This window comes from Rhodopseudomonas sp. P2A-2r, from assembly GCF_026015985.1.
GTDB lineage: Bacteria > Pseudomonadota > Alphaproteobacteria > Rhizobiales > Xanthobacteraceae > Tardiphaga.
In genome coordinates this window covers 5,195,167-5,220,823 of record NZ_CP110389.1, presented here as the reverse complement: position 1 = coordinate 5,220,823, position 25,657 = coordinate 5,195,167, and the positions used below count along the sequence as shown (strand labels likewise).

Sequence of the window (25,657 nt, the reverse complement as noted above, 5' to 3'; positions counted from 1 at the left end):
ACGTTACGGAGGGGCCCCGATGTCAAAAGGCACCGAATTGGTACGCATGCCGGTCGCTGTGTTGACCACTCTCAGCCAATGGCGCCCTGGCACCGCCAGCATTTCTTTGGGGACAAGGGCGGTCACCACCACGCCATCGACAAATGTCTTCAGGGGGCGATCATCGAACAGAATGGCGGAGCCTAGTCCGGCAGAACCGGATAACTTCATCCAAAGCGCAGATTCTCCGTTCGGCTGAACATTGAAGGGCGCGCTGGATACCGTCCCCTCAGGTCCGTAGCCCACCACCGATTCAAGACGTTCCTGATGGGCCGGAAGCGGGTCCCGGATCCAGGCCGTCCCCATGCCAAACGGGATGGAGCGGGCGTAGGTCTGCTTCACGTAATTCATATAAGGCGCTGCCCAGACGTCGAACCGGGACTCCGGAGTGCCATTCGGCGCCCAGTCCAGCACAATCACAACCGGAGGTTGCGATTCTTTTGTTAAGGCAATCGCTCGGTCGATCCAGTCTGGAAAATATAACAGAGTGCCGTCGTCAACGTAGTGTTCCCTGAACAGGATTCTGCGGTTCGTCATAAAGGCGAAGCCCGCACAATAGGGAACGCAGACGATGCGATCTCCTGGCTTCGAATTCTGCTCGATCAGTTCGGAAATGTCCGTGTATAGCCGCCTTTCATCCGCCGAAACCAGCTGCCGAACACCATTCTGAGCGGTAAAAACCGCGCCGCGGTGGGCCTGTTTGACGCCCCATCCGCTGGCGTCCCTGAAGACGCCATAGAACACGAACAGACCGATTTGGGCCGCGACAAGAGCAAACACGGCGGTCCGTACCAGCCACTTCGCCGAGGACGCAGAAGCAAGGGCCGGAATCATCCACACCGCCACGCAGGCCGCCAGGATCAAGTAGGCGTGCATGAAACTGATAAAATGGACCCAGTCAGGCCTGAAAAGCGCGAAGCCCGGCCATTGGGTCGCCGAGATCATCAGGATCGCCAGCCAAAGCCTGTTGTCGCCCGCGCGCTCGGGGGTCGCGATCAGCCGGTACGCAAGATTCAGACCAAAGACGATCAGCAGCGTCAAGGTCGAGTAAATCAGGAACGCAAAAATGCGCTCGGCGACCGTGCCATGAAGCAGCGCACTGAACGGCAGGATCCGGAGAAAGGAGGCGCTACGCTGCCCGGAATCCCGGAAGACATCGTCCAGCCCGCCTGCATGGTGAAGAAAGAACAGCAGCCGCGCGGGGTAGCTGAAAAGGTCGGCCAGGAAAGGCTGCAGGTAACCCTCTAAAGCTGCATGCAGAATCATCGGCGCCAGCGCGACCAGAATGAACGCGGCGCTGAGGCCGGCCATCTGCAGGAGATAACCGAAACGTGGCCCCAATCTGCCTTGAGTCTGCCACGTCCTAAGGAGCAGCATGATGCCCAGCGCAGCCGTGTACAGGTAACCGAAATCGGGTCGAAGTGCGAAATTGACGCCGATCGCTGCGGCAGTTGCGGCAAGGGGCCAGAAGTCCCGCCCGCGCTCCGCCTTAGCAAAACAGATGAGGGGGTAGGCAAACAGCGCCAGGCTGAGCATGCGGATCGAAGAGGCATAGAACGGCGGCACGCAAATCACGCAGAGCAGGGCGACGCCCGCAGCAACGGCACTACCGGATGCTTCGCGCGCGGCGAGCCAGATCATGCATGCGGACACGAAGATAACGCCCTGAAAAACGATCAGCACGGCGCCGAAATCGGCGCCCCAGAGGTGGAACACGCCGACGCCCAGAAAATACCAAAGCGGGCCGTATCCAAGGACATCGCCGAATTTCGCACCGAGGGTCAATTCGCGGACGTATTGGGCGTACGACCCCATGTCGCCCCAGTCGAAACCAAGACGGTAGGCGTCACGATAGTAGATGAATGCAAAAACGACGACGGCCGCCAAGAACGACAACTCTAGGTAGCTCGATTGACGCTTGCTGGCAGCCGTCGGTTCGTCCGGGGAGATGATGGGCGCATCGTGATGGTTCGATCTTCTCGGACGATCGGTTGACATCTGGGCCGGAAACCATGCCGGCCGTGGTCGTCCCGTAACCAATCATCTATGGATGAGCTAGGCCTTACCTGTCAATCAGGGCTCCACGTAGGCAAACTTTCGGCGCGCCGTCATTTTCTTCACTAGCCATGAAAGCGTGTTTACGACATGGTCCGCGTGAATCGGAAATTATGATACGCCGTCAAGGGCGGCGATTTCCGTAGTCTTTCTGAGCAGACGACCGGGCGTTGGTATTGGCAATATGGCTTACAGGATACCGTTCAACCAACCTCTTGCTGGCGCGCGTGCCGTCAAATATCTGACCGAGGTGTGTGACGAGCAGCGCTTGTCGGGAGATGGTCGGTTTACGCAGCAGTGCCACGAGTGGCTCGAAAGTCATCTCCAGGTACGCAAGGCCTTGATGACGACTTCGGGCACATCGGCGCTCGACATGGCGGCCATCCTGACTGGCCTGCAGTCCGGCGATGAAGTTATCATGCCGTCCTTCACCTTTAGTTCGTCGGCAAACGCCATCGTGCTGCGAGGCGCGGTGCCGGTTTTCGTGGATATTCGCGAAGATACGCTGAACATCGACGAACGGCTGATCGAGGCGGCGATTACGCCCCGCACGCGCGCGATCATGGTGGTGCACTATGCCGGCGTCGCCTGCGCAATGGATCCGATAATGGAGATCGCGGCGCGGCATGGTCTCGCCGTGATCGAGGACGCGGCCCAGGCGATCCTGTCCAGCTATCGCGGCCGACCGCTGGGCTCGATCGGTCAATTCGGAGCGCTGAGCTTTCACGAGACCAAGAATATCAGTTCGGGCGAGGGCGGCGCTCTGTTGATCAACGATGCTGCGGTCATCGAAAGAGCTGAAATCATCCGCGAAAAAGGCACCAACAGGATGGCTTTTGCGCGTGGTGAGATCCAGAAATATACTTGGGTTGATCTCGGCTCAAGCTACCTGCCAAGCGAACTCATCAGCGGCTTTCTGTGGTCGCAACTGGAAATTGCGCGCGATCTCACGGACCAGCGTGTCGCACTCTGGAACCGGTATCATGCGCACTTTGCCGATCTGGAAGCGGAGGGGTTTGTGCGCCGTCCTCATGTGCCCGATGAAGTAATATCCAACGGTCATATCTACTATCTACTGCTACCAACGCAGGCTGAGAGGGACGCTCTGATTGCAAATCTGCGTTACGAATCGATATACGCTGTGTTTCACTATGTGCCGCTTCACAGCGCGCCGGCCGGGTTGCGCTTTGCGAGGACCAACGGCCCGATGACGCATACTGACGATCTTAGCAGTCGTCTGGTCAGGCTTCCTCTCTGGATGGGGCTCAATGACAATGTAGATGTTGTTGCCGAGGCGGTGAAGCGCCTGGTCAAGCGCATCAACTAGTGCCGTCGTCGTGTCGACGAGTTTCGCGCAGGCCGGTATCAGGCCCGCTTGAGCACGACGTGGATGTTTTGAGAGAAAAGTCCGTTGACATCGAACCGATTGAAAAAACGTCCAACCCGATACAGCGCGCTGGTCGAAAGGGTTGATAGCCAAGGCGCCGATGGCGTCCACAGATAGGCGGTTATAGCCATGGAAATTGCCTGGCAGGCCATCAGAACAATTCCTCCGCCATTCATTTGGCGGACTACCGTAAAGCCGGCTTGCTCGGCAAGGCGCGTGAGTCCAAAGCGCGTGAAGCGAAAATAATCGTGCGGCCAGCCATGCAAATAATACATGAATGGCACCGACAGGACGACATGGCCGCCAGGCCGCAGTATCCGATAGAATTCTGGCAATACGCGCCACGGCTCGGGCGTATGCTCCATGACCGAGCAGCAAAAGATCGTATCGACAGATTGGTCGGCCAGCGGAATGGCGCCCTGCAGGTCGGCGCAAAAAGTGAGGTCTTGATGCTCGACGTTGTAATCGGTGGAGATATAATGCGTCGCCAGTGGCCGCAGCACCGAGCGCCACGCCATGCGGCCCGCCCCCGCATCGAGAACGACGCCCCTCGTGAAGGTCTTGGCCAGGGGCATCAGTTCGTCCAGTTGAGCTCGATGATCCACGGCGATTCGCCAGAATAAGTCGGAGCCGATTGTTTCAGAACAGGCCCTTTGCCAGCGGGTCTTAAAACTCATGCGTCTTTTCCAAATTCATCGCTGGGCTTCTATTGAAAGCGAAACTAGCTCTTTCGATGATAGGGTAAAATCAATATCACAACAATCGGCATAATAACAGAAGTGCGCTGGTGGATCGCCCGCGAAGGATGCCGGGTGGGCTGCTCCGCGATCTACTAGAAATGCTGTTCTCGGCGGGGTTTCGTCAAATTCGATAATTGAAAATTTCTGAACTAACTCCAACTGGCTCTGTCTTATGAAATTTGTGACCGAGATCAATTCTGCTGAAATAGCGATGTTGACTGTTGTCGTAGCGGTTGCCGCCGGCGTGGCGAACCGGTTTTTCTTCAGATTCCATGACGCCTCAAATTTGCAGATAATCAGCTGGAAAAGACCCGAAATCCTGATTTCGGGCGCGCTCGTGGTTTTGGCGTTGCTGCTGTCGGTCAGCGAGGTGACGCAGTTTATGACGCTCGATGAAACCGCATTTGGTGAGGTTCTGCGCAATCCGCTGGATCGCAACATTGCCTCGAACTGGGCCCAAGGCGCTTCTCACACGGCAAATCTGATCTGGATTCCGATCACGCGTGGACTTCAGGCTATATCCGTATCGCCGGCCACGATCGATGCCTCCCTGAAGTGCGTCCACTGGTTGCTGGGGATGGGTCTTCTTTTTGCATCATTGGGAATATTCTGGCGCTCCTATCGTGGTCATTTCAGGAGAAGTTCTGGCTTGCGATCGCCCTCGTCAGCGTATTGCTGTTGCTGCCGGTCGACAACCTTGCTCTTAAGACGTTAAACTATGACTTGATCTCACTCTTTGGCAGCACTTCGGCGATTTTGTACGTTGCGCGAGGATACGCTGAATCAAACGCCAAGCTGTTCTGGATAGGGCTGGCCATCGCCGCGCTGGCAGCTCAGGAAAAGCTGAACGCCTCTCTTATTCTATTGGTGCTGTGCTTGGTTGTGGGCTTGCTCGAGGGGGCGGCATGCCGGTCGCATCCGGTTAGAACTGCCTTTTTATCGACCTTCCAGGCTATGGCGCTAGCACTCGGCGTCAGCCTAGCCTCCTATTTTATCGCGGCAATAAGCCTGATCGGCGATCCAGCACTCAATGTCCTGTTGAAGACCTTGCCGCTCTTCATGGAGTTGCTGACCGTCTGGGTCTATGCGCCACTCAGGTTCGTTTTCGGGATAGGTAATGCCTTGGCGGATCCTGCTGTGCGGTCCTGGTACGCGTGGGGGCGGCCGCATTGACCTTCCTGTTGTTGCCGTTGGCAGCAGCGTCCGCGGTTGCCGCCCGATTTCGTTGTGCTACGATTCTGGCTTGGCTCATGCGCTATTCCGCTTCGGTTTTCCCGGCAGGGTTGGCGTTCCTGGTTGTTGCTGGAATCGCCGGCCTGCACTTCGTCACCCCGTTCTTTTCCCCGATGGTGCCGCTCGATCCTTCTGTGATGACCATTGGTGTGATTAATGGCGTGCAACTGCATTTCGGTACGCATGGTCCCGCCGCGCATCGTTTGGCCGCGATCGGTTTCGCCTATGGTGTTTTCCTCGCCGCTTTTCCCACGGGCTTGCTCGCGGCCGCCGGCGTGACCGCGATGCGGCTCGCTTGGCGACCACGCGCTGCGCCGTTCTTCGATTTGATGTTTGTGATTGCGGTCGTCACGCCGGGCATGCTGGCGCTGATGAACACACCGACCTTCAACCGTTATCTTAACATCCCGATCTTGTGGGCAGCCATCGTCATGGTCGTGCGTATTATTGACGTATGGATGCCGCTGCTACAGGCGCGACGACGGGCTTGGCTGGCGCTGCCTTCCGTCATCGTCTTGATGATCGCTGAGGTCGCCCCGTTCCGGCCTCTGTACGCCGCTTTTCGGCCGATCACCGTCGACTATCCGGAGGCCGATACGCCGCTCCCCGGCCATCTGAATTTTTCTTGGACCGGATGGGGGAAGAGACCATCCTTGTGGGCAAGCTGATAGATGAACAATGCAAGAAGCAGGGCCAGCTCGCCGGCGTCGATTGCGCCGGTATCGGCATTTGGTCTGTCTACAATGCGAGATGGTATCCACGGCCCGGGACCAAGGTTCATCAGATCGGCGGCGGACCTTTCACGGGAGATGATTGGCCAGCGGGACCTAACGCCTATTATGTCATCAACCGCCAATTGATTGCCGGCGGACTGCTAGCGACCTTGCCGGCGATTCCACCGGATTTCGTTGTGGGTTACCGCGGTTTCGCCATGGCGTGGGTGTTTCGCGGCGATCGTTTGAAGAATGCGGGCTACCGTTTCGCATGGCAATGACGGGAGTTCCCGGAGGTGGATGAATTGCTTCGGCTTCAGCGCCATGCTATGTGAAAATTACTTAGGAAAGGACATTGCTCCTCTCTTGCTTCCCCGGATGGTATAAGTCGAGCTCAATGTCGTTCAGTTCGCCCGGTTTTATGTTCGCTTTTATGCCGGTGTTCTTTGCCTGCTACTTTGCGGTGCCGTTGAGGTTGCGAAACGGCTTGCTGATGCTGGCAAGCCTCCTCTTTTACAGCATTGACGGCGGTGTTGCGACCTGGGTGCTGATCGCATCGATTGTGGTGAACTACATTGTCGGTCTGGCGATCGAGCTGAGATCGCTGCAGTCCCTGCGCTCGCTGGTTCTTTTGATCGGCATCGTGCTGAACTTTATTCCGTTGCTATATTACAAGTATTGGAATTTTCTCGTCTCTACCGCAAACGATATTCGCGGGCTAACCGCGGGAGGCGGGACCTTTTCAATGGCGGATATTTTGCTTCCGGCCGGCATTTCGTTTTTCACATTCCAGGGCCTGTCCTACATCGTCGACATCTACCGCCGGGAATGTTGTTCGGCGAGAACCATCGTCGATTTCGGCATGTACCATACTCTGTTTCCGCAACTGGTGGCCGGACCGATTGTCCGTTACCGGGAGGTGGAGCCCACGATCGTCAATCGCCCCGTCGCGATGAACGATGTCGAGCAGGGGATTTTTCGTTTCTGTATCGGGCTTGCGAAGAAAATCATCATCGCCGACAACATGGGCGTTGTGGCCGACAGCGTCTTCAATCTCGCCGCGGGCCAGTTGACGACGGCCGCGGCGTGGGTTGGTGCGCTGGCCTACACGTTGCAAATATTCTTCGATTTCTCCGGATACTCGGACATGGCCATCGGCCTTGGGCGGGCACTTGGATTCCGGTTTCCCGAAAATTTCGATCAGCCGTATCGCTCGCTTAGCATCACGGAGTTTTGGCGCCGCTGGCACATGACGTTGTCACGCTGGTTTCGCGATTATGTCTACATTCCCTTGGGTGGCAATCGACGGGGACACCGGCGAACCTATTTCAACCTGCTCGTTGTTTTCGTTCTTTGCGGGCTTTGGCATGGCGCCGCATATACTTTCCTGCTGTGGGGACTTTACCACGGCGCTCTGCTGGTTGCTGAACGTGCGGGAGGCGGCTTTCTACTGGCGCGCCTACCGCCGTTGCTTGCCTGGGCGGTGACATTGCTGCTCGTGATTGTCGGGTGGGTCTTTTTCGAGCCGGAACGATCGACCACGCGGTGATAATTCTTCAGGCTATGGCGGGCGTGGGTTCACGGGATGCTGCTTTCGATCTTGCAGTCGTGCTGGCCCCGGACAAGATTCTGTTCTTTTCAATCGGCTGGATGGTCGCCGTTTGGCCGGTGGGCGGGAGCATCCACTTGCCGGGAAATGCCTTGCTTGGCGCCGACTGGCACCGCTGGCTTCGTCAGGTTGGAACGCTCGCGCTGTTCGTCTATTCTGCAGCTCTGGTCGCGACGAACGGGTTCAATCCATTTATCTATTTTCGGTTTTGAAACGATCATGCGAAACCGCACCTTCATCTTGATATTTGCAGTGCTAGTGTTTCTGCCGATGCTACAGATGATGACAGGCGTCGTTCCGGTGGCGCCCGTCAGCGAAAACCGCAATCTGGCCCCGGCACCAGGCATTGCAACGCCGCTCGATCGCGTGGCGCGCGTTGCGAACGAATGGTTCAGCGATCATTTCGGTCTGAGGCCTTTGCTGATCAGACTGAAAACCCAAATCGACTACAGCTTGTTCAGGACCTCTGATCGTGTGCTCGTCGGTAGCGATGGCTGGCTGTTCTATCGCTCGACGGTGAATATCGAGCCGCTGGCCGTGGAGACGATGTTAGCCGGCCCGGCCGAGGAACGGATCGTCCGCGGCATGCGGGAGTTCAGTGATGCGCTAGAGAAGAGTGGAATTCATACCGTCCTTATCGTCAATATGACGAGTGATCGCTTCTATTCGGACAAGCTACCGGCCGCAGCTGTGCGCCGGCCGGGACGTCCGCGCATTGATGATCTCGTCGAGAAACTGCAGACGCTGCCGCAGGTGAAGTACATCGACAGTTTTTCGATATTGCAGGCGGCAAAGGCGTCGAGACCAGTGTTTCACAAGACCGACTTTCACTGGAATGATCCGGCTGCGTTTCTGGTGGCAAAGGCCGCCGTCGATACCATAAGCAACAGCGAAGGGTTGCCGCAATCGGCGTGGTCCCACCCCTTGAAATCGAGTTAGTACCGTTGAGCGGCGGAATCGCATCGTTCATGCCGCTTTTCCTGCCGCCGTCGGAAAAAGCGCTGATGTTGAAGCCGACCTATAAATGGGGGCCAGGTATCAAGCAGAGCTCGAATTTCGGAATATTCGAGTCCTTGACCACGACGACGCCAGGCGCGCCGGGATTTCTGCCGTCAGCCGTTTTCATCGGGGACAGTTTTCTTGACGGCATGGTCCGGGCCGGGCTCCAAGCGCCATTTTCTGCGACGGCCCGCGTTCGTTGGAGTACCGGCACAAAGCTCAGCGTGATCGCCGCAAATCTGCCCGCTGATGCGCGCTGGTGTTTGATCGAGTTTATCGAGGTCAATCTTGTGGCAATGGGCGCGTTTGCCGATCTCGACGATGTGTCGAAAGCTGTTAGAATACTGAAAAACAGGCCACCGTCGCATTAGAACTTTCTTCAGGTGCTATGCGCTCTGAAGACGTAGCTTCTTGCGATGAAGAACGACAGGCCGACCGAAATCACATCGGACACAAGCTTGGCGACTAGCACGTTTGCAAGCACGAGATGGATGGCCATCAGCAGCAGTGAGGCGAGAATGCTGTTGGCGACGATGGCCGCGCTATACTTCGCGATCTGAAGCAGGATCGGTTCGCGCTGCTGCGCGAAAAAGTGACGTACCGGTGAGCAATGAAGGCGAAAGTGCCGGCGAGCGCCTTTCCCGAAGAATTTGCTATCAGTACATCCGGGCAGATGCTGTGTGTCAGAAAATGAAAAGATCCAATGTCGATGCAATAAGCGACGCATTGGAACAGAACGTAGATGGCGGGCCGTCTCAATCTTTCGATTTCCTGATGACGATGACATGATGGAGCGCGATCCATCGGTTGACGGGTGATAATCCCGCTTCGATTCCTTTGACAACCGGATTCATCGCATCGGGGATCAACTGGCGAAAATTAAGTCCGCCTGACAGCAAATACCGCAGGTAATTTCCAAGAGGGGCTTGGTAGACGACAGGCAAGGAAGGAAACAGGCGGTTGTATCGCAATCGATCGCGCTCGAAGACGATGTAACTCAGCGCTTGGTTGGCGTCCGACATTGCCCCGGAGGCGGAGCTATTCCAGTTTTGGTCTGTCTTGTCGAAGCCTTCGGTTGCAAAAAGGCGCTTGTAGAGAAGCGAAGCAACGGGACTCCAATACGGTTCGACCAGCACCGCGCCGCCGCCCGGCACCAAAACACGCTGCAGCTCTAGGAAGAATTTTTCTGGCTGCGGCAGATGGTGAAAGCAGTGTTGTCCGAAAATTGTACGCACCGATCCGTCAAGCACGTCCATCGCCTGCGCGTCCATCACGCGGTCGATGCCGGGCGAGGGAACAACGTCCGTCGCCACTACAGACGGATAACTGCGTTTGATGGGATAGACGCCCGCGCCGATTTCTATGTCCTGCCCGCTGCCCTCGAGGAGCTGTCGGCTCAGCGTCCACATCAAGCGGTGGATCTCGGAAAATACCTCCCGGATCATTGGCTTTTTATTTAATATTGCCTCATGTGCCGTCATGCGATCGGTCGAGATCGACGTCGATTTTGTCGAGCAGCGGCTCGCGTAAAAAATCTGCCAGCATCACGAAGCCTTTACCAATTCAATCGACGCTTTGACCCACTCATCACACGCCTGCGCCGTATCTTAGCAGGCGGTGAAAACTATTCAAAGCTTGCCGGTTTTCAGTGGCGATGCCGTGGTGCCGATTGGTGTTCTTTCGGCATCGCCTCTTGACTGTCGATCCGACACGAGATTCAGCACTTCGCCGACGCTCCTAACTGCATAGGGGCAGTGCAGATAGAGCCCGGCTTCGTCGAGCAACCAAGTCTTCAAACCGATCTGCGTGGCAGGCAGAAAGTCGAGAACATAACTGTCCCCCACATAAAAACTCTGCCAAATGTCGATGTCGTATTTTCTGAAAAATTCGAGATAGAACCCCGGATCCGGCTTCTCGACGCCTTCGCTCTGAGAGACATGTAGATGATCGACAAGGCCCGACAGTCCGAGACTGTCGATGATCTGCTCGAGCGATGAATCGAAGTTGGAGATCAAGCCGATGCTCAAGCCCTTGTCACGCAGAGCCTGAAGGGTCCCCCGGACACCCGCCTTCAGTTGCCAGTGCTTCTTGCTTTCGACAAAGGCCGTGTACAATCCCTCCGGACCAACCAGATGAGACACGCCCAGAAGGGAGAGCAGGCGGAGGTTATAATCCAGATAGAATGCGGCCCGTTCGCCCGAGGTCCGAGTCCGCACGGAACTGTAGTGCAGTATGAGGTCGAGCGCCTTGTATGAGCGTGCGATGATTTCCACGGGCAAGCGGATGCCGCATTCCTTCTCGACATGTTCGGCAACGATGTCCCGCTGCCCGGGCTGCAATTCCGCGAGAGTCTCGGCAAAGTCGAACAAGGCATGTGAGAAGGCGCTGGGGCTGCTCATAGGTCGGCACTTCGTGACTTCAGAGCCGCGATCTGTTCCGGCGTGGCATAGATCTCTTCGTAATACCGCATGGCTACGAACAGGTCCGAGTTGAAGATGCGATCGACCTTTTCACCGAGCAGGCGTTCGCGAATGAACATCTCGGGCGCGTTGAACACCCGCGTGATCATGGCAGTACTGCCGGACAGGCGGCCGTTGAACTCGAACGGAATGAGCTTGTCGCCGCGACGCATGGATTGGATGTTGAGGTACTTCATGCCGAGCGCACGCGCCATGTCCTCGAGAGGCTGCTCCAGCTGCAGGTCGATGATGCGTTCCGCGATGAAGGTGGAGCCGTGCCTAAGTTGTCTTCTGAATGTGCACGTGCCTTTCACGTCACCATCGTCGCCAAGATAGACCCCCGTCGTGAACTCGCCTTGAGCAGGATCGAGCCACTCTTGCGCCATGTACCCTGGTCGGCCGACGAGATCGTTCAAGGCTGCCATCCCGTTGACGCAGTGCACCTCCTGGCTGCCTTTGCCGCTGCGCGGCTTCAGGATGAGGGGAAACCGAATTCTGCAGCCAGTTGCCCCGCTGGGGCATCCTCGGCAGACGCCGTTCTGGGATATGCGAAACCACCTTGGCGCAAAAATTCTGCGGTGCGCAGCTTGTCGTCGCAAATGGCGACCTTGTCGACATCGTCCACAAACACTAAAGCGGCGGTTTCCTGCTCGATGAACGACCTTGCGCGAGCAATCTTGAAGATTTCGCTGTCAACGGTGGGGAAATAGACCTGTATCTCCAGATGGCGCATCAGGCGGATCAGGTAGTCCACATAATCAGGATCCGAGGAGGGTGGCGCGATGAAGCCTTGTATGCCGGCATGCAGCCAGGCGCTGTGCTCGCTGATGCAGGTGGCGTGAAGCTGCAGATCGAGCCCCGACCCACGCAACGCCTTTAATACGCCTTGTGCCACATCACCGCCGGCACCACTGACAAGGACCCGGATGGGCATGATCGTCGATCTCTCTTTGTTACTTGGCTTCCGCCAAGGCGCTGGCCACGGCGTCGCCGATCCCGAATCTTGGCTGGTAGCCGAGCTGAGAGCGCGCTTTGTCGATCGATACTTCCCAGGAGAAACATTCTTCGGGATCCGTCGCACCATTGAACACGATGCTGGATCCGGAATTGCATTGGCGAATGCATTCGCGCGCCAGTTCCAGATTGGAAATGGCGGCATCGCCGGCCGCGTTGAAGACGCCCGCTACATCGCGCGTCAGCGACCGTTCCACGGCTTCTGCAACGTCGCGGACATCGACATAGTTCTGCCGGCGCGAGCCGGTGCCGCTCAGTTCTAGGGGCAAGTGCTTCGCCGCGCGTGCCGCCAGCACTGCGAGCAAGCGGTTGCGAGGCAGGCCTGGCCCTACCGGCGCCGTAAGCCGCAGGGTCAAGCCATTGACGCCTTGCGTTTGGGCCAGCCTGAGGAGCTGCTCGCCGAACAGCTTGGAGGCATGGTAGGCGGTCCGCGGCACGGTGGGATGCTCCTCGGTGATCGGCAACATGGTCGGTATTCCAATCACGGGGACGCTCGAAAGATAGACGAACCTCCGGGACTGCCATCGATACGCCAGCCCAAGAATATTCTGCATGCCCTGGCCGTTGACGTGCGAGATCTCGCTCGCAAACAGGTTCATGTTCAGGGAGGCAGCCGCATGAACGATATAGTCGCAAGGCTGCGTTTGCTCTGCCACTTTGGCTACGCTGTCCGCGTCGCCGATGTCCGCGACAATGTCTTCGCAGCAATGCAGCGCTTGCCCGGAGCCTGATCGCGCATGTAGCCCGACCACGGCATAGCGGCGCGCAGCCAAGTGGCCGGCAATCGCGGTACCGACGAAACCCGTCGCCCCTGTCAGAAGAACCCGCATGAACCGTCTTCTCCGCTACTGAAGCGATATCGTCATAGGACGATATAGCTCGTATAGGGCAATAACTCGCTCTTCATGGGCTGCAACTTCATTGTATCAATGACTTGGCGCACCATCATTCCCTCTTCGGGAAATCTCGGATGGGCATACTCGTCGAATACCAGCACTGTGCCTTTTTGCGAACGCGCCAGCACATGCTTGAGTGCTTCGCGGGTGGGAATGCCCAAATCCATGTCGAAGACGCACAGCGCGACGGTTGCGCTGGGGTTTGCATCAAACCACACTGGCAGAGTTTCCATCACATCGCCTTCCACGAACTCGTGCCGGGACATGTGGCTCATACCGGAGAATACCTGGTGCGCTTCTAGGCAGCGTTCGGCGAGCTGCTTGGCGTCAGCGGCGCCGGCGAGATCATGCGCCTTCCAGCCCTGGTCCAATTCTGCCTGGGACAGCGATCGTTCCGGAAATCCGGAAAAAGTGTCGAAGCCAACAATTTGGCGCCGAAAATTATAGGGTTCGCGAACCGACGTAAGGTTGTACAGCAGGCTCGTCAGTGCGCCCCACTGAACACCCAATTCCATGACCACACCAGGAATGTTCGTGATTCGGCGAACGATCTCATCGTAGAATAACACCTTCGAAAGCGAGATCCTGTTTAGGCAGGACACGCTGGCAACCCAGTTCTTCTCGTTCTGATATTCGCAGCGGTCGATCAGTTGCAGGCGGATGCGTTCGAGTTCTTCCAGTGCATTCTTCTCCTGCGATCGCCCACCCATGTGCTGGCTGCGATTCAACATCATCATTCCTTCCGTCTACACTAAATCTACCGCGAGCGGCCCGGTCATAGCCTGCCGATCAAATGCCCTATATCCGAGCGAGTGTATACTTTATATACCCCTGCACGCTTATAGATCACCGCCGGTCTAAGTTCTCACGCATATGCGTCAAATTTGTTGCCCGATGGGTACCCCCGCAATTTTCGCTAGTTTTCGCAGAAAACGGGTGCATTCTCAATTCCTTATTTGACCGACGAAGCAGGAATGAAGTTTGACAGGTTGGCAAACCCTGACTGCCTGTCTGCGCGTTGCTGTCCCGCTCGATGCACGACGAACAACACCAAACCGGTTGCGGGCTCATGATGGAAGAATGCGGCCAGCGATTCCTGGAGTTTGATCGTGGTTTTGCATTTCGGGGCAGGGGACCAATGTTGGGCAGCAGGAATTTCGCTGGCTCACTCTCTGCAAAGCCATCTTTGCGGCATGGGCAAGCGAGCCCGGTCTCTTCAGGCTCAATCCAGTACCCTTAACCTAGGGATCGAACGCCTAGTTGGTACTCGCCTCTGCGACGGCCCCGGCGCTGCGTGGCAGGGACCGATTGTCTCAGCTCTCACGGAATGACTGACCCATCCGGCAGCAATTGGCTTTTTTCGCCGTTCCGGATGATGCCGGCGCGAATGAGCCGAGGCCTTCCTTTCACCTCTTCGAGGATCTTTGCGATATACTCGCCGACAAGGCCAACGGAAAAAAGGTTTAGCGCGCCGAAAAACAATGTGAACAGCAGTAACGTCGTGATGCCCCGCGGCGCGCTTTCAGGGAACAGCAGCCGCATTGCGACAACAACAAAGCTCGCAATAACAGAGAGACAGAGAAGGATCGCGCCGCCGGCCGAGAGTAGCTTCAATGGCGCATTACTGAACGAGAAAATTCCCCGCTTCGCCCATTCCAGATTCTTGATGAGATTGTTTGTGCTATCACCGAACATTCGTTTCGGGCGCACATAATCGACGCCGGTCTGACGGAACCCGACGTAGGCGCGCAGACCGCGTAGAAACAGATCGCGTTCCGGGCAATGCAATAGCCAGCCGACCACTCTCTGGTCCATCAATGAGAAATCTCCGGCATCGTGCGGAATGGTGACGTAGCTTAGCTTGGCGAAAATCCGATAGAATGCTTTATAGAGCATCCCCCATGCGAAGGGCATATCGCGTTGAACGCGTCTGCCGTAGACGACGTCGGCGCCGTTCACCCACTGCTCGTAGAATTGCTCGATCAGTTCTGGCGGATCTTGAAGGTCGCCGTCGAGCAGAACGCATGCCTGCATGACGGACATTTCCATGCCGCTGCGGAACGCCATCTGGGAGCCGAAATTGCGAGAGTGGACGATGCCCAATACGTGTGGATCAGCGACCGATATCTCCTGGATTTGGCCGCCGCAATCGTCGGGGCTGCCGTCGTTGACGAAGATAATCTCGTAATCCACATCGAGCTTCTTGAAGACGGCGGTCAGTCGCTGGTGCATGATCGGAATGGCCTGCTCGTCCATATAGCAAGCAATGATCGCCGAAATGCTGCGACGCGGCGCGCCGCCGCCCAGTTTCGTCATGGTCGGAAATTCGGTTGCTCCGAGCGAACTGTACCATTCCGCTGTCAGCCCGAGCCCTTCGAAAAGTCCGATCCTCGCTTTCCAGCCGAGCTTGTCCGCCGCCTTTTCTGGGGCTGCGTACCAGTTCGACAGGTCCCACGAACGTCCAGCCATGGTTGCAAAATCGGGCTGCGACGAAATATGGAAGGCGTCGGCAGAAACGCCGGCCAGGTCGCGTATCGTCGTTCGATTGCCCGTCCCGATATTGAACGACTCGCCGTACAGATCCGGCGTGATCTTCGCTGCCGCATAAACGAATGCCTCGCAGACGTCATCGACGTAGACAAAGTCGCGCGAAATGTCCGGGTTGACGAAAGGGGGTATTCGCCCTTCATGCCCTTAGCGATCAGATTGGGGATCAGCCGCGAAGTATCCTCGAAAGGTCCATAAACCGAATACAGACGAAGATTGACGACCGGTAGCCGCCGCACCTTACCTGCGAATGAAAGATAGTCGCTCGCCGCCGCCTTCGAAACCGAATAATGGCTGTTCGGCTGCAACATGGTGTCTTCACCGGGACCAGCGCTGTTCAGTCCGTATTCCGACGAGCTTCCGGCATGAACCAGTGCCGTGAATTCCGTTTCGGCAAGAAGCTCTACCAATTGAACCAACGAAGAGAAGTTGGTCCGGTAGATCAATGCGTGATCCGTCTCGAAGGAATATGCGCCATAGGCGACGCAGTCGAACAGGGTGGCTGGCAGGATGCTGGTGACCATGTTGCGCGTTGCCGCGAGGTCATTGATGTCGATCTCGAGGATGTGCCGACGGTCGATCGCCTCCAAGCGCCACGCGGGAAGCTTTCGGACGACCCCGAATACATCGGATCTGTACTTCAACAAAAGACGCAGAAGGTTTGCGCCGACGAATCCACCGGCACCCAGCACTACGATCGGTCCGCGCAATGCGCGAACGTAATCAGAAATTTCTGTCATTAGTTCGTCAGCGCTTTCGCTTCAAACGCGATGTTTTGCGGATCCAGGCCGCTTTGTGCCCGCAGGAAGGCTTGCGAACCATATGTGCCGCTGGGGTAACCCTTTGCGTACAGGTGTCGGAAGTGATCGACGGCGATGCCGCCTTCCATCACCCATTGGCACATTTGCTGGCCGACGCCGCCCTGAGCGACATGTTCCTCGACGATCACCAGCCGTCGTGTACGCTTGAGCATTTCAACTAGGGCTGGCGGCGGCGGATTCGCATGGATCGGCAACTCGGTAACGACCCATAACGCCGGCCGCTCGGAAACGCTCATATCTTGCAATGCTCCCCACGCCGGGCCCGCGAGAGGCCCGACCACAATCATCACCCCTGCGTCGCCATTCAGCAGAAGCCGCCAGGGCGCGTAGTCGGGAACGGTGGCCCCCATGGGCTTCTCGCCGCGGCCCAGCCGAATATAGGCCGGTCCGGTAAAGTCACCAGCGGATGACACCGTCTCTTTGACGTCTTCCGTAAACGCCGGCACGAATACTTTCATCTTCGGCAACGTGAGTAGAATGCCGTAGTCTTCGAGCGCGTGATGCGTGGGTCCCATGACGCCATAACCATAGCCGCCGCCGTTGCCGAGCAGTTTGACCGGCAATCCATGTATGCATACATCGTTGCGAATCTGCTCAAACGCACGCGCATAACAGAACGGAGCGATCGTATAGGTCCAGGGCTCCAGACCTTCGTGGCTGAGGGCCGCGGCCACGGTGATCATGTTCTGTTCGGCAACTCCGCAATTTATGAAACGCTCGCCCATCGCGGACTGCAGCGGCTCGAGGGCCATGAATCCCAAATCCCCGGTTAGGAAGATCATGCGGGAATTCGCGGCCCGGGCAACCAAATGGCGGCACAACTCGTCTCTCATGACGCGGTCGCGAAATTTGCCAAGGCACCGGCATGCTGATCGGCCGAAAGCGGCAAATAATGGCTTTCCATCAGCCCTTCGGCTTGAGGAATGCCCCGGCCCTTGACGGTATTAAGCAACACAAGCAGCGGACCGCTTTGCTTCTGGGACAGCGCGCTGCGAATAGAAGGCAGATCGTGGCCATCACAAATGCGGGTTTCGATGCCGAAGCCCGCAAGTCGTTCGTCGAGCGGATTCATCGAAGCCACTGAGTTGGTGGAGCCAAACCCCTGTAATCCATTGTGATCGACCAAGATCGTCAGATTGTCGAGCCTATGATGGACCGCAAAGATCAAAGCCTCGAGTGTGGCGCCTTCTTGCCACTCCCCATCGGATGTTAGCGCAAAAACGCGGCGATTGATGCCCTGCAGTTTTGCCGCTTTTGCTAGGCCTGCCGCCAGCGACAATCCATGACCGAGGCTGCCCGTCGCGAACAGAACGTCCGGAATGCCCCTCGGAGGCGGATGTCCGCCCAGAAGCGTGTTGTCCTGGTGAAAACTGTCAAGATCCGAATCTGTGAGCCGATTCAGTGTCCACAAGGTTACGTAAAGCGCACCTGCAGAGTGGCCTTTAGAAAGAACGAACCTGTCCTGCGCGCCCAGAAATTCATGGTACACGACCATCATTCCATCCAGGCAGGAGAGATTTCCACCCAGATGGCCGGCTCGCGCGCGGTAATGCATTTCGACGAGACGGGACCTCGCTCTGTTGAGATCATTCTCCGCCAAAATCATCGACCCACCATTCCCCAGCTTGCCCGGATGGACAAACACAGGATGACATTAACGATGTCTCGGGGCGAGTCACGCGGTTTATAGCGGTTTATTGGCTGGAATTTGGCTTTTCTAGTTCGTTATAGGATGTAGTTCTAACACTTATTGCTCGGCGCTTGACCCCAAATGTCGCAGTGCGAGCGGGCCTGCCGCCGAGCTGATAGCCATTGGTAGACAGGCTTTGTCGTTTCAGCGATAAGGGAAAAATGGATTACGCTCGCTTTTCAGAGGAATTTAAGCCTATTCCGATCAGGCGTCGGTCGGGCTTGTTGGGTGCTGCCACGTTCCGACTGAGGATGGTTCTGGACCTGCAGTTGTTGACCTGTTTCCGGTTTCTTCAGCCGCGGCTCGCTGCGATGCAGGGCAAGGTGCTTGACGTTGGCTGCGGCGAAATGCCGTTTCGCAGCCTGCTACCGCGGAGTTGCAGCTATACTGGTATCGACGTCCCGCTTGCTGACCAATTCGGGATGACTGAAAGCTCCGACATCGTTCCATTCGACGGGATTCATATTCCCTTCCCGGACGCCAGCTTCGATCATATTCTGTGCACCGAAGTCCTGGAACACGTCAAATATCCAGAAGCTCTGATTGCGGAAATGCTCCGCGTTCTGCGGCCGGCGGGGACGTTGGTGGCGACCGTACCTTTTTCGGCGCGGGTCCACCACGCGCCGCACGATTACCACCGTTTTACGCCGTATCGTCTGTCAGACATGTTTAGCGACTTTCCGGGCGTTGAGGTGGAAGAGCGGGGTGATGATTTGGCTGTGATTGCTAACAAGCTGATCGTCGTCTGCATGCGCCTCATGAAGCCTTCAATGGCCTTGATGTGGCGGCTCCCCTTGGTGATACTTCTGAGCCCCGCCATCGTCGTGAGTCTGGTTGTTGCGCACTTGTCGTTATGGCTGCGACTGGGATCGCCGGCTGATCCGCTCGGCTACGGTCTCGACGCGAAGAAAGCCGTTTGATGATGTCCAAGATCGCGTTGCGGGACGAGCATGGCTTCAACCAAGTGTTCCGGCCAGTCGGATCCACGCCGCTGCGCATGCGCAGACGAAACGATTGGTTCGTTGCGCAAATCGAAAACCTCGGTGCCAAACGGGTGCTGGAACTGGGAAGCGGTACTGGTGAAACGGCATCTTATCTGGCTGCCCACTCAAGCGCCGAGATCGTTGCGGTTGACATCAGCCCGGCCTTCATTGCCGAAGCGCGCGCGCGGCACGCCGCTCCCAATCTGCAGTTCGAACTGTTCGACCTGCTGGGCGATACGCCCCTTGCGTTTGGCCAGTTCGACATGGTCTGCGGAAATGGCATATTGCATCATCTGGTCGTTCGCCTCCCGCAGGTTCTGGAGTCGTTGAAATCCTTGACGCGCCCTGGAGGCGGGCTGGCTTTCATCGAACCCAACTTTCACAATCCCTACTGTGCCTTCATCTTTGGTACGCGCGTTGGGCGCCGCTGGGCCCGACTGGAGCCGGACGAGATGGCGTTTACGCCGGGCGAGCTTCATGCTGCACTGCCGGCCGCCGGCTGGCGCGACGCTTTTGTCCACACCAAGGACTTTCTGCTCCCTGGCCTCCCAAAAACAGTCGTATCCGGGATCCTCGCGGTAGAGCCTGCGCTTGAGGCGACAAGGTTGACCCGATGGCTGGCCCAGTCTCACTTCATCACAGCGCGGGCGTGAAATCTGCACCTGCGGTTTTCTGCGTCGTAGTCCGTGCCAGCGGTCGATACCATGGTTGACGAGCGGGACAGTGCCGGGGGCAACGAACGAGCGCTCGAGGCGCAAGTGTCAGGCGCCGGTGGCGGAGGGTCAGGCTGTTCGGCTGGCACGACCAAATCGAACCATGGTCAGGCATCCGCGGCCAAGGCGAGCGAAGCGACGGCGTGGCATCGGCGGCGCTTGCCGGTGATCGGCCGCTTCGGCATGGTGGGAATCATAGCCACCTTGCTGTATTTCATGACGACAACGATATTGGGTCGCCCGCCGTTCTCGATCGATCCCGTCGCTGCGAACAGCGCGGGCGTCGCGGTCTCGCTGCTGTTTTCCTATCTTGGACACCATCGCTTCACGTTTGGTGTCGCGAGCGGACATGGACGGTCTTTGCCGCGTTTTCTTATTGTCTCGGGCGGGTTATTCGTTCTCAGCAGCGCGGCGATGGCAGCGGCACGCTACGTCTGGAGCTACGATCATATGCTCGTGACCGCCTGCATCACGATATGCTATCCGGTCATGAGTTATCTGATCAATTCCGCCTGGACGTTCGCCGAGCGACCGACCGGAGAGCATGGCAACTAGCGCCTGCGGAAAGCCATGGCTGTCCGCTATTTCTTCGAATAAATCACGAAACGTAACCCGCCATAATCCGCTTGCCGGACCGGCGTGTACTGGCGATCGATGCGGTCCTGAAGACAGCTCCGCATTTTCGCGGATTCCGCCTCGGGCTGAAACGACGTAAGCTGTAGTTGGTGGCTCCCGTCACCCATTCGGGCATAGGTTGTTATCAGATAGCGATCTTCGCTAATACCATATGGCAAGAAATCAATCGCGATGCCGCCTCGGTCGACCAGCGATGGCCACATCCATTCAGGCGCAGATACGGCGACACCTTTCGGTATGATTGAGACAAAATCGCTGGAAAAAATACGCATGGCTTTCGCCCCTTCCAGATTTGGATTGGGCAGTCCAGGAACGACGGAGTTTGCCAGCGCGGGGTCAATCGGGCGGTCAAAAACGAAAGTACGGCTGAGATCGTAAGGATTGAACCAGTTGCTGTAGGCCGCCATCGCTACCAGCAAACTGGCCACCACGAATGTCGAGCGAGCATCTGCATAATTGAATCGTCTGTGGTCGTGGGACCCGCGCGCAATCCTGGACCACAGTCCCGCCAGACCGAGCGCGGCTCCAGCCAGAACGAATGGCAGGTACGGCATGTGATAATGCGTGAGGAAGACGTTCTTCTCCGCGCCGCCAACGCTCACCATCAGGTTCGGGAGGATTGAGCCAATCGCAATCAAGCCCATCCGCCAGCTGAATACCGACAACAGCAGGAACGGCGCGAGTACTGCCAACAGTTTCATGGTCGGCGGAAAACGCGATCCGCCAGGAAGCAGTGCTGACTGCAATTCGGATATCATTCCCGCCGCGCTGGTCCAATTACCCAGGTATGGGCTTTCCTGAAAAAATCTGACGTAGACGAATACATATACGAGATTTAGCATCCCCATGCCGATGAGCAACAGGGAGTCACGGGACTTCGCCACTTTCCAGCCTTTCAGAAGGATGGGGTAGCCGATCAGAAAAACACCCGCCATCATCGCGGGGCGTTCCGAGATCAGGGCACAGAGCAATGCCAACGCCGCGATTGCGAGAATAGAGCCGGATTTCTCTGTCAATCTAAGATGGGTGAGTAGCACGAGCGCGGTGCCGGGAAGCAAGAACATCCGATCAAAGTACAACTGTCCGAGAACGCTTTCGGACCACGGCTTGAAGACAAAGATTGTGACACAAAAGATGGCAGCCAGCAGCAAGGGCACGCCTTGGCGCCGCAAGAACCACCACGCCAGGCCGAGTACACCGATGTGGCTCAGAGCTATCAGCATCATCACCGCGGTCGCTGCCCGGACCCCAGGGATGAATGTAAGCGCAGCAATTGGATACGCGAGCCAATAAGGGTGCCATGTCAGAACGCTGGCATCGCGAAAGCGCGGAACGAATTCGGAGTTGCAGTACGTCTCTGCCGTTGCGCTGAATAACGTCCACAGATCGTTTGCAGAATTGAAGCTCGAGCGGGATAGGCCGTGCCCTGACGCTGCCTGCTTGACGAGATCGATCATGCTGGCTGAATCGCCAGCGCCGTAAAAGAATCGAGCGGACAGAAGGTTGGTTATTCCCGCGCATGCAATCAAGAGTAGCGCAGAAACAGTAAGCTTCTCCAGCGTTTTGCGTGGCAACACGCGATTCAGGACAGGCATATATTTCATGAGGCTGACATCACCTGACAGCGGTTGGAAAATTTCATCAGGCTTACTTTCCGACATTGCAATTGTAGCGCCGTCGGGGGCCTACCGCTGGGTAAGATGGTATCAGCCAGCCATCGTGTCTAAGATAGATATTTCTTGATGTCCAACGGCATCGCCAATCTGGAGGTTTTGAGGTGATTGTTGCCAGGGCGTACAATGCGGCTGCTGACGACTGTGTAATAATCTGGCGCTTACAATTTCCTGGCATTCCCGACTGTGCCATAGGCGCAACGCCCTAATCTGCCGCAACGCCCCAATCAGCAATCGAGCCGGTATGGGCGTACAGTGCTGGCATGTGCTACAGGTGAGCTCGATTTTCGTATCGATGGACGAGATGCCTATGCTTGAAAACGGGAGCACAACGACCGCGAATTACTCGAATGGTGCTGACATCGTCAAGTCGTTGAAATCCCAGCTCATCGACCATTCCCTCCCGCTGTGGTCCACCGAACGCTGGGACGCCGCCACCGGCGGCAGCGTGCTCAATCCGCTGCGCGACACTTACGACCACGCCTTCGTGCTGTTGGCGCCGGCAGCGCTATTCCAGATCGATGGCGATGCCCAGGTGCGCGCCGAAATCGATCTCGCTGATGACGTTCTTCGACAGCGCATTGCGCTCGCCCGATGGCGGTTATGCGGAGGGCGTGCCGGCGTCGCTGCCGCGCCGGCAGAACCCGCAGATGCACGTGTTCAAGGCGCTGGTCGCCACCTTCGACGCGACCCACGACCAGGCCTTCCAGGCCCGTGCCGGCGACCTGTTCGGATGGTTCATCGCCAGCCTCTATGGCGGCAGGAAGCAGGTGCTCGGCGAATACTTTGAACAGGACTGGTCGCGCATCGAGCCGTTCTCCGTCGAGCCCGGCCATAAGGCCGAATGGGTGGGGCTGCTGAAAGGCTTTGAGCGCATCAGCGTTTGCCCCACGGCGCGCCATTGCGGCGAATTGCTGGCCTCAGCGCTGCGGCTTCGCGATGCCGAGGACCGCTCGCTAGTGGCGGCCATTCCGTCGTCGTCGTTCTACCATATGCTGTGCGCCGTCGCTGCAGCCGACCGGGCGCTCGGCTAGATGAAGACTTCCGCACGCAGGGCGTCATGAATTCCGAGGCCGTCGTCCGCTGGCTGGAGAGCTTTGGCCAGCTCGATGCGGGTGCAGCCGCCGTGTTGGCGGCCTTGTTCGTCGTGGCGGCGTTCCTGCCGGTTCCGCGCACATTTCTGGTAATCGGCGCTGGAGCGGCATTCGGTCTGCATGCGCTGTTTGTGATAGTGCCCAGCACCACGCTGGGTTGCATCCTCGCCTTCCTGTTGGCGCGCGGACTGTTGCGCGGCTGGGTCGAGCGGCAGACCGCGAGGAAGCCGCTATGGCGCGTGCTGGCACGGGCGATCGACGAAGAGGGCTGGCGCATCGCCGCGCTGATGCGCTTCTGGGGGCCCGCGCCGAACTGCGTACAGAACTACCTGTTCGGCCTCACTGGCATTGGCCTGTTGCCTTATTCGCTGATCACCCTGGTGTTCACGCTTCCGCAGATCGCACTGTACGCCTATATCGGCGCCTCCGGCCGGGCGATCCTGCTGGAGAATGGCGAGCTGCCGTTCAGCGGGTGGCTCATCGGCCTCGCCGCGCTGATCGTCGCGACCGTCGTCTTGCTGGTGTCGCGGCGGGTCAAGGCGATCCTGATGACTAAAGCCGCGGTTCAGCCGGCAGCTTCGTCCGGAACACCACGAAATGCGACATCGTGAAATTGACCACGAAGCCGGCCAGGATCGAGGCCAACTTGGCGTAAAGCACCGGCATGAAGTTCGACAGCACCACCAGCGTCGTGGTGGTCGCAATCACCCCGAGGATGCCGGAGGCGACGAAGCTGACATAGTCCTTGCGCCGCAACACCCGGCCGGACTCGGCGCGGAACGTGATCATCGTATTCATCACATACGATCCGGACACGGCGACCATCCAGGCCAGGACGTTGGCGGGGACCAGGGGCAGGCCGAGCACCTTGTAGGCAAGGCTGAAGATTGCCAGATCGATGACAGTATTGCCGAGGCCGATGATGCCGAAGCTGACCATCTTGGCGACCATCGGATGCGACAGCCGGTTTTCGACAAATTGTGGCAAAAGCAACTTCATGGGTGGCGGCCCGTCCTTGTTCAGGGCCGGTGCTTATCAGGATCGGCAGAGCAAGTCCGGGATTTTTACCCGCGGCCCGTCCTCGGCGGCTATGCCCCGCGCTCGTCGGAGATCACCTTGCCGTCATTGGGAAGGCTTCCGGGGGCCACCAGTGCGACGGTGCCGCCAAGCTTGCTCACGCTCCGCAGGGTCATTGCAACCCCTCCTGGAGGTTCGTGCCGGCCGTGGTGGCCTCCGCCTGCAGCGTCATCACATCGGTCTCGCCCTGGCGCGTCACCACCAGCCTGAGACGGCCGAGTTCGGGATGGAGCCGGCCGATCTCGGCGATCTGCTCCGGCCGCACGAACATGCCCTTGACCTTGGTGGCCTGGTCGGCGCGGCCCATCCAGCCCTTGATCCGCATGTTGGTCCGGCCACAGGTCGAGTGGCCGGGCAGGGCGGCGGTGAGGTCGCCCAACGCCAGCCGGATCCACGGATGGTGCGGGTCGAGCGAGGTGACAACCATTTCGCCGACATCGCCTTCGGGAACCGGATCGCCGGTGCCGGGTCGGACGATCTCCAGGATCAGGTCCTCGTTGACGATCAGCCCGTCGCGGGCCGCGCTTTCATAGGCGATGAAGCCGAGGTCCGCGGTGGCGAAGGCCTGATAGGCGTCGATCCCGCGGGCCTTGATGTCGTCCTGCAGCGATTTCGGAAACGCCGCCCCGGACACCAGCGCGCGCTTGATCGACGAGACGTCGCGTTTGCCGGTCCTGCCAGCATCGAGCAGGATTTTCAGGAAATCCGGGGTGCCGCTATAGGCCACCGGGCGATAGGCCTCGATCAGCTCCAGCTGCTGCTCGGTATTGCCCGGCCCCGCTGGAATCACGGCACAGCCCAGCGCTCGCGCCGCGCCATCGAAGATGAAGCCGCCGGGCGTCATGTGATAGCTGAACGTGTTCAGCACCACGTCGCCCGCGCGGAAGCCCGCCGCGAACAGAGCGCGGGCGCCGTGCCAGGGGTCGAGATGTTTCGACTCGGGCTCGAAGATCGGACCGGGCGAGGTGAACAGCCGCCCGAACGATCCGGGCGGGCTGATCACCAGCCCGCCGAACGGCGGTCGCGCCTTCTGCAGGCCCGGGAGGTCGGACTTGCGCAGCACCGGCAGCCGCGCCAGCGCGGCAGCGTTGACGACGGTGGAGGGATTGATACCCTTCAGGCGCTCGGCATAGGCCGGCGCGGCCATGGCGTGGCGCAGCATATCCGGCAGCCGCGAAAACAAGTTGGCATGGCGGTGCGAGGGGTCGCAATTTTCGAGGGAGTCGAAGTGGCGCATCAGGTTCCTCGGCTGGCTTCATGACGACCGACGATGCGGGGT

At 58.0% G+C, this 25,657-nt stretch carries 28 protein-coding genes and 3 pseudogenes; 13 read left to right on the top strand and 18 right to left on the bottom strand.

Annotated elements, in window-relative coordinates; genetic code table 11:
- Nucleotides 1-3: 3 nt before the first annotated feature.
- A complete protein-coding gene (locus ONR75_RS25160; RefSeq protein ID WP_265079647.1) occupies nt 4-2,037 on the bottom strand; it encodes a glycosyltransferase family 39 protein in 2,034 nt (677 codons plus the stop codon).
- A 241-nt stretch (nt 2,038-2,278) separates the two neighbouring features.
- Between ONR75_RS25160 and rffA the strand changes: the two genes are divergently transcribed.
- Entirely contained in the window at nt 2,279-3,421 is a 1,143-nt protein-coding gene (gene rffA, locus ONR75_RS25155) for a dTDP-4-amino-4,6-dideoxygalactose transaminase (RefSeq protein WP_265079646.1), read from the top strand.
- Nucleotides 3,422-3,459: 38 nt separating this feature from the next.
- Here rffA and ONR75_RS25150 read toward each other — a convergent pair whose 3' ends face one another.
- Complete coding sequence (locus ONR75_RS25150) at nt 3,460-4,158, bottom strand: class I SAM-dependent methyltransferase (RefSeq protein WP_265079645.1); 699 nt, start codon at nt 4,156-4,158, stop codon at nt 3,460-3,462.
- Nucleotides 4,159-4,173: 15 nt separating this feature from the next.
- The gene (locus ONR75_RS25145) at nt 4,174-4,644 is read right to left on the bottom strand and encodes a hypothetical protein (RefSeq protein WP_265079644.1); all 471 of its coding nucleotides are present in this window, start codon (nt 4,642-4,644) and stop codon (nt 4,174-4,176) included.
- 132 nt (nt 4,645-4,776) lie between these two features.
- Between ONR75_RS25145 and ONR75_RS25140 the strand changes: the two genes are divergently transcribed.
- The 7 genes from ONR75_RS25140 to ONR75_RS25110 all read left to right on the top strand — a co-directional run bounded on the left by ONR75_RS25140 (nt 4,777) and on the right by ONR75_RS25110 (nt 9,146).
- Nucleotides 4,777-5,394: a hypothetical protein gene (locus ONR75_RS25140; protein ID WP_265079643.1), complete on the top strand. Its 618-nt coding sequence runs from the start codon at nt 4,777-4,779 to the stop codon at nt 5,392-5,394.
- Entirely contained in the window at nt 5,391-6,122 is a 732-nt protein-coding gene (locus tag ONR75_RS25135; protein WP_265079642.1) for a hypothetical protein, read from the top strand. The genes ONR75_RS25140 and ONR75_RS25135 overlap by 4 nt, the downstream gene beginning before the upstream one ends.
- Nucleotides 6,110-6,448 carry a hypothetical protein gene (locus tag ONR75_RS25130; protein WP_265079641.1) on the top strand — a complete coding sequence of 113 codons (339 nt, stop codon included), beginning with the start codon at nt 6,110-6,112 and terminating at the stop codon, nt 6,446-6,448. Before ONR75_RS25135 ends, ONR75_RS25130 begins: the two co-directional genes overlap by 13 nt.
- 116 nt (nt 6,449-6,564) lie before the next feature.
- Complete coding sequence (locus ONR75_RS25125) at nt 6,565-7,716, top strand: MBOAT family O-acyltransferase (protein ID WP_265079640.1); 1,152 nt, start codon at nt 6,565-6,567, stop codon at nt 7,714-7,716.
- Nucleotides 7,713-7,988, top strand: coding sequence for a hypothetical protein (locus tag ONR75_RS25120; protein ID WP_265079639.1), 276 nt, complete (start codon nt 7,713-7,715; stop codon nt 7,986-7,988). The genes ONR75_RS25125 and ONR75_RS25120 overlap by 4 nt, the downstream gene beginning before the upstream one ends.
- Before the next feature lie 7 nt (nt 7,989-7,995).
- On the top strand, nt 7,996-8,715 hold the full coding sequence (locus ONR75_RS25115) for an alginate O-acetyltransferase AlgX-related protein (RefSeq protein WP_265079638.1): 720 nt from the start codon (nt 7,996-7,998) through the stop codon (nt 8,713-8,715).
- Nucleotides 8,716-8,720: 5 nt separating this feature from the next.
- Nucleotides 8,721-9,146, top strand: coding sequence for a hypothetical protein (locus tag ONR75_RS25110; RefSeq protein WP_265079637.1), 426 nt, complete (start codon nt 8,721-8,723; stop codon nt 9,144-9,146).
- 8 nt (nt 9,147-9,154) lie between these two features.
- Here ONR75_RS25110 and ONR75_RS25105 read toward each other — a convergent pair whose 3' ends face one another.
- The 12 genes and pseudogenes from ONR75_RS25105 to ONR75_RS25055 all read right to left on the bottom strand — a co-directional run bounded on the left by ONR75_RS25105 (nt 9,155) and on the right by ONR75_RS25055 (nt 18,118).
- Nucleotides 9,155-9,562: a hypothetical protein gene (locus ONR75_RS25105; protein WP_265079636.1), complete on the bottom strand. Its 408-nt coding sequence runs from the start codon at nt 9,560-9,562 to the stop codon at nt 9,155-9,157.
- Nucleotides 9,531-10,256 carry a class I SAM-dependent methyltransferase gene (locus ONR75_RS25100; protein ID WP_265079635.1) on the bottom strand — a complete coding sequence of 242 codons (726 nt, stop codon included), beginning with the start codon at nt 10,254-10,256 and terminating at the stop codon, nt 9,531-9,533. The genes ONR75_RS25105 and ONR75_RS25100 overlap by 32 nt, the downstream gene beginning before the upstream one ends.
- A gap of 147 nt (nt 10,257-10,403) precedes the next feature.
- Nucleotides 10,404-11,174 (bottom strand): HAD family hydrolase, encoded by a 771-nt coding sequence (locus tag ONR75_RS25095; RefSeq protein WP_265079634.1) that lies wholly within the window; start codon nt 11,172-11,174, stop codon nt 10,404-10,406.
- Nucleotides 11,171-11,650 carry a hypothetical protein gene (locus ONR75_RS25090; RefSeq protein WP_265079633.1) on the bottom strand — a complete coding sequence of 160 codons (480 nt, stop codon included), beginning with the start codon at nt 11,648-11,650 and terminating at the stop codon, nt 11,171-11,173. The genes ONR75_RS25095 and ONR75_RS25090 overlap by 4 nt, the downstream gene beginning before the upstream one ends.
- Nucleotides 11,651-11,706: 56 nt before the next feature.
- Nucleotides 11,707-12,168: a hypothetical protein gene (locus ONR75_RS25085; RefSeq protein WP_265079632.1), complete on the bottom strand. Its 462-nt coding sequence runs from the start codon at nt 12,166-12,168 to the stop codon at nt 11,707-11,709.
- 19 nt (nt 12,169-12,187) lie between these two features.
- Nucleotides 12,188-13,078, bottom strand: a complete 891-nt coding sequence (locus ONR75_RS25080; RefSeq protein ID WP_265079631.1) for an NAD-dependent epimerase/dehydratase family protein — start codon at nt 13,076-13,078, stop codon at nt 12,188-12,190.
- Between the two features lie 32 nt (nt 13,079-13,110).
- A complete protein-coding gene (locus ONR75_RS25075) occupies nt 13,111-13,881 on the bottom strand; it encodes a TylF/MycF/NovP-related O-methyltransferase (protein ID WP_265079630.1) in 771 nt (256 codons plus the stop codon).
- 583 nt (nt 13,882-14,464) lie between these two features.
- Nucleotides 14,465-15,613: a glycosyltransferase family 2 protein gene (locus ONR75_RS25070; RefSeq protein ID WP_265079629.1), complete on the bottom strand. Its 1,149-nt coding sequence runs from the start codon at nt 15,611-15,613 to the stop codon at nt 14,465-14,467.
- Nucleotides 15,614-15,745: 132 nt separating this feature from the next.
- Nucleotides 15,746-15,799: pseudogene (locus ONR75_RS32950) on the bottom strand (hypothetical protein); the annotation flags it as partial.
- A gap of 77 nt (nt 15,800-15,876) precedes the next feature.
- Nucleotides 15,877-16,431, bottom strand: a pseudogene (locus ONR75_RS32945) (NAD-dependent epimerase/dehydratase family protein); the annotation flags it as partial.
- Nucleotides 16,431-17,264: a transketolase family protein gene (locus tag ONR75_RS25060; protein WP_265079627.1), complete on the bottom strand. Its 834-nt coding sequence runs from the start codon at nt 17,262-17,264 to the stop codon at nt 16,431-16,433. The pseudogene ONR75_RS32945 and the gene ONR75_RS25060, both read right to left, overlap by 1 nt.
- Nucleotides 17,265-17,341: 77 nt before the next feature.
- Nucleotides 17,342-18,118 carry a 1-deoxy-D-xylulose-5-phosphate synthase N-terminal domain-containing protein gene (locus ONR75_RS25055; RefSeq protein ID WP_265079626.1) on the bottom strand — a complete coding sequence of 259 codons (777 nt, stop codon included), beginning with the start codon at nt 18,116-18,118 and terminating at the stop codon, nt 17,342-17,344.
- 245 nt (nt 18,119-18,363) lie between these two features.
- Here ONR75_RS25055 and ONR75_RS25050 point away from each other — a divergent pair, with 245 nt between their 5' ends.
- From ONR75_RS25050 to ONR75_RS25040, 3 genes are read left to right on the top strand one after another with little or no spacing between them, the layout of a single operon-like run.
- Nucleotides 18,364-19,122 carry a class I SAM-dependent methyltransferase gene (locus tag ONR75_RS25050; protein ID WP_265079625.1) on the top strand — a complete coding sequence of 253 codons (759 nt, stop codon included), beginning with the start codon at nt 18,364-18,366 and terminating at the stop codon, nt 19,120-19,122.
- On the top strand, nt 19,122-19,838 hold the full coding sequence (locus ONR75_RS25045; protein WP_265079624.1) for a class I SAM-dependent methyltransferase: 717 nt from the start codon (nt 19,122-19,124) through the stop codon (nt 19,836-19,838). Before ONR75_RS25050 ends, ONR75_RS25045 begins: the two co-directional genes overlap by 1 nt.
- 51 nt (nt 19,839-19,889) lie before the next feature.
- Nucleotides 19,890-20,453 carry a GtrA family protein gene (locus ONR75_RS25040; RefSeq protein WP_265079623.1) on the top strand — a complete coding sequence of 188 codons (564 nt, stop codon included), beginning with the start codon at nt 19,890-19,892 and terminating at the stop codon, nt 20,451-20,453.
- Nucleotides 20,454-20,479: 26 nt separating this feature from the next.
- On the opposite strand, the gene ONR75_RS25035 is transcribed toward ONR75_RS25040, so the two are convergent.
- Nucleotides 20,480-22,195: a hypothetical protein gene (locus tag ONR75_RS25035; protein WP_265079622.1), complete on the bottom strand. Its 1,716-nt coding sequence runs from the start codon at nt 22,193-22,195 to the stop codon at nt 20,480-20,482.
- A gap of 572 nt (nt 22,196-22,767) precedes the next feature.
- Between ONR75_RS25035 and ONR75_RS25030 the strand changes: the two genes are divergently transcribed.
- Nucleotides 22,768-23,241: an AGE family epimerase/isomerase gene (locus ONR75_RS25030; protein ID WP_265079621.1), complete on the top strand. Its 474-nt coding sequence runs from the start codon at nt 22,768-22,770 to the stop codon at nt 23,239-23,241.
- A 26-nt stretch (nt 23,242-23,267) separates the two neighbouring features.
- A complete protein-coding gene (locus tag ONR75_RS25025; RefSeq protein WP_265079620.1) occupies nt 23,268-23,912 on the top strand; it encodes a TVP38/TMEM64 family protein in 645 nt (214 codons plus the stop codon).
- On the opposite strand, the gene ONR75_RS25020 is transcribed toward ONR75_RS25025, so the two are convergent.
- Nucleotides 23,854-24,300 carry a GtrA family protein gene (locus ONR75_RS25020; protein ID WP_265079619.1) on the bottom strand — a complete coding sequence of 149 codons (447 nt, stop codon included), beginning with the start codon at nt 24,298-24,300 and terminating at the stop codon, nt 23,854-23,856. The genes ONR75_RS25025 and ONR75_RS25020 overlap by 59 nt on opposite strands.
- Nucleotides 24,301-24,389: 89 nt before the next feature.
- A pseudogene (locus ONR75_RS25015) lies at nt 24,390-25,615 on the bottom strand (phenylacetate--CoA ligase family protein).
- Nucleotides 25,616-25,657: the final 42 nt, after the last annotated feature.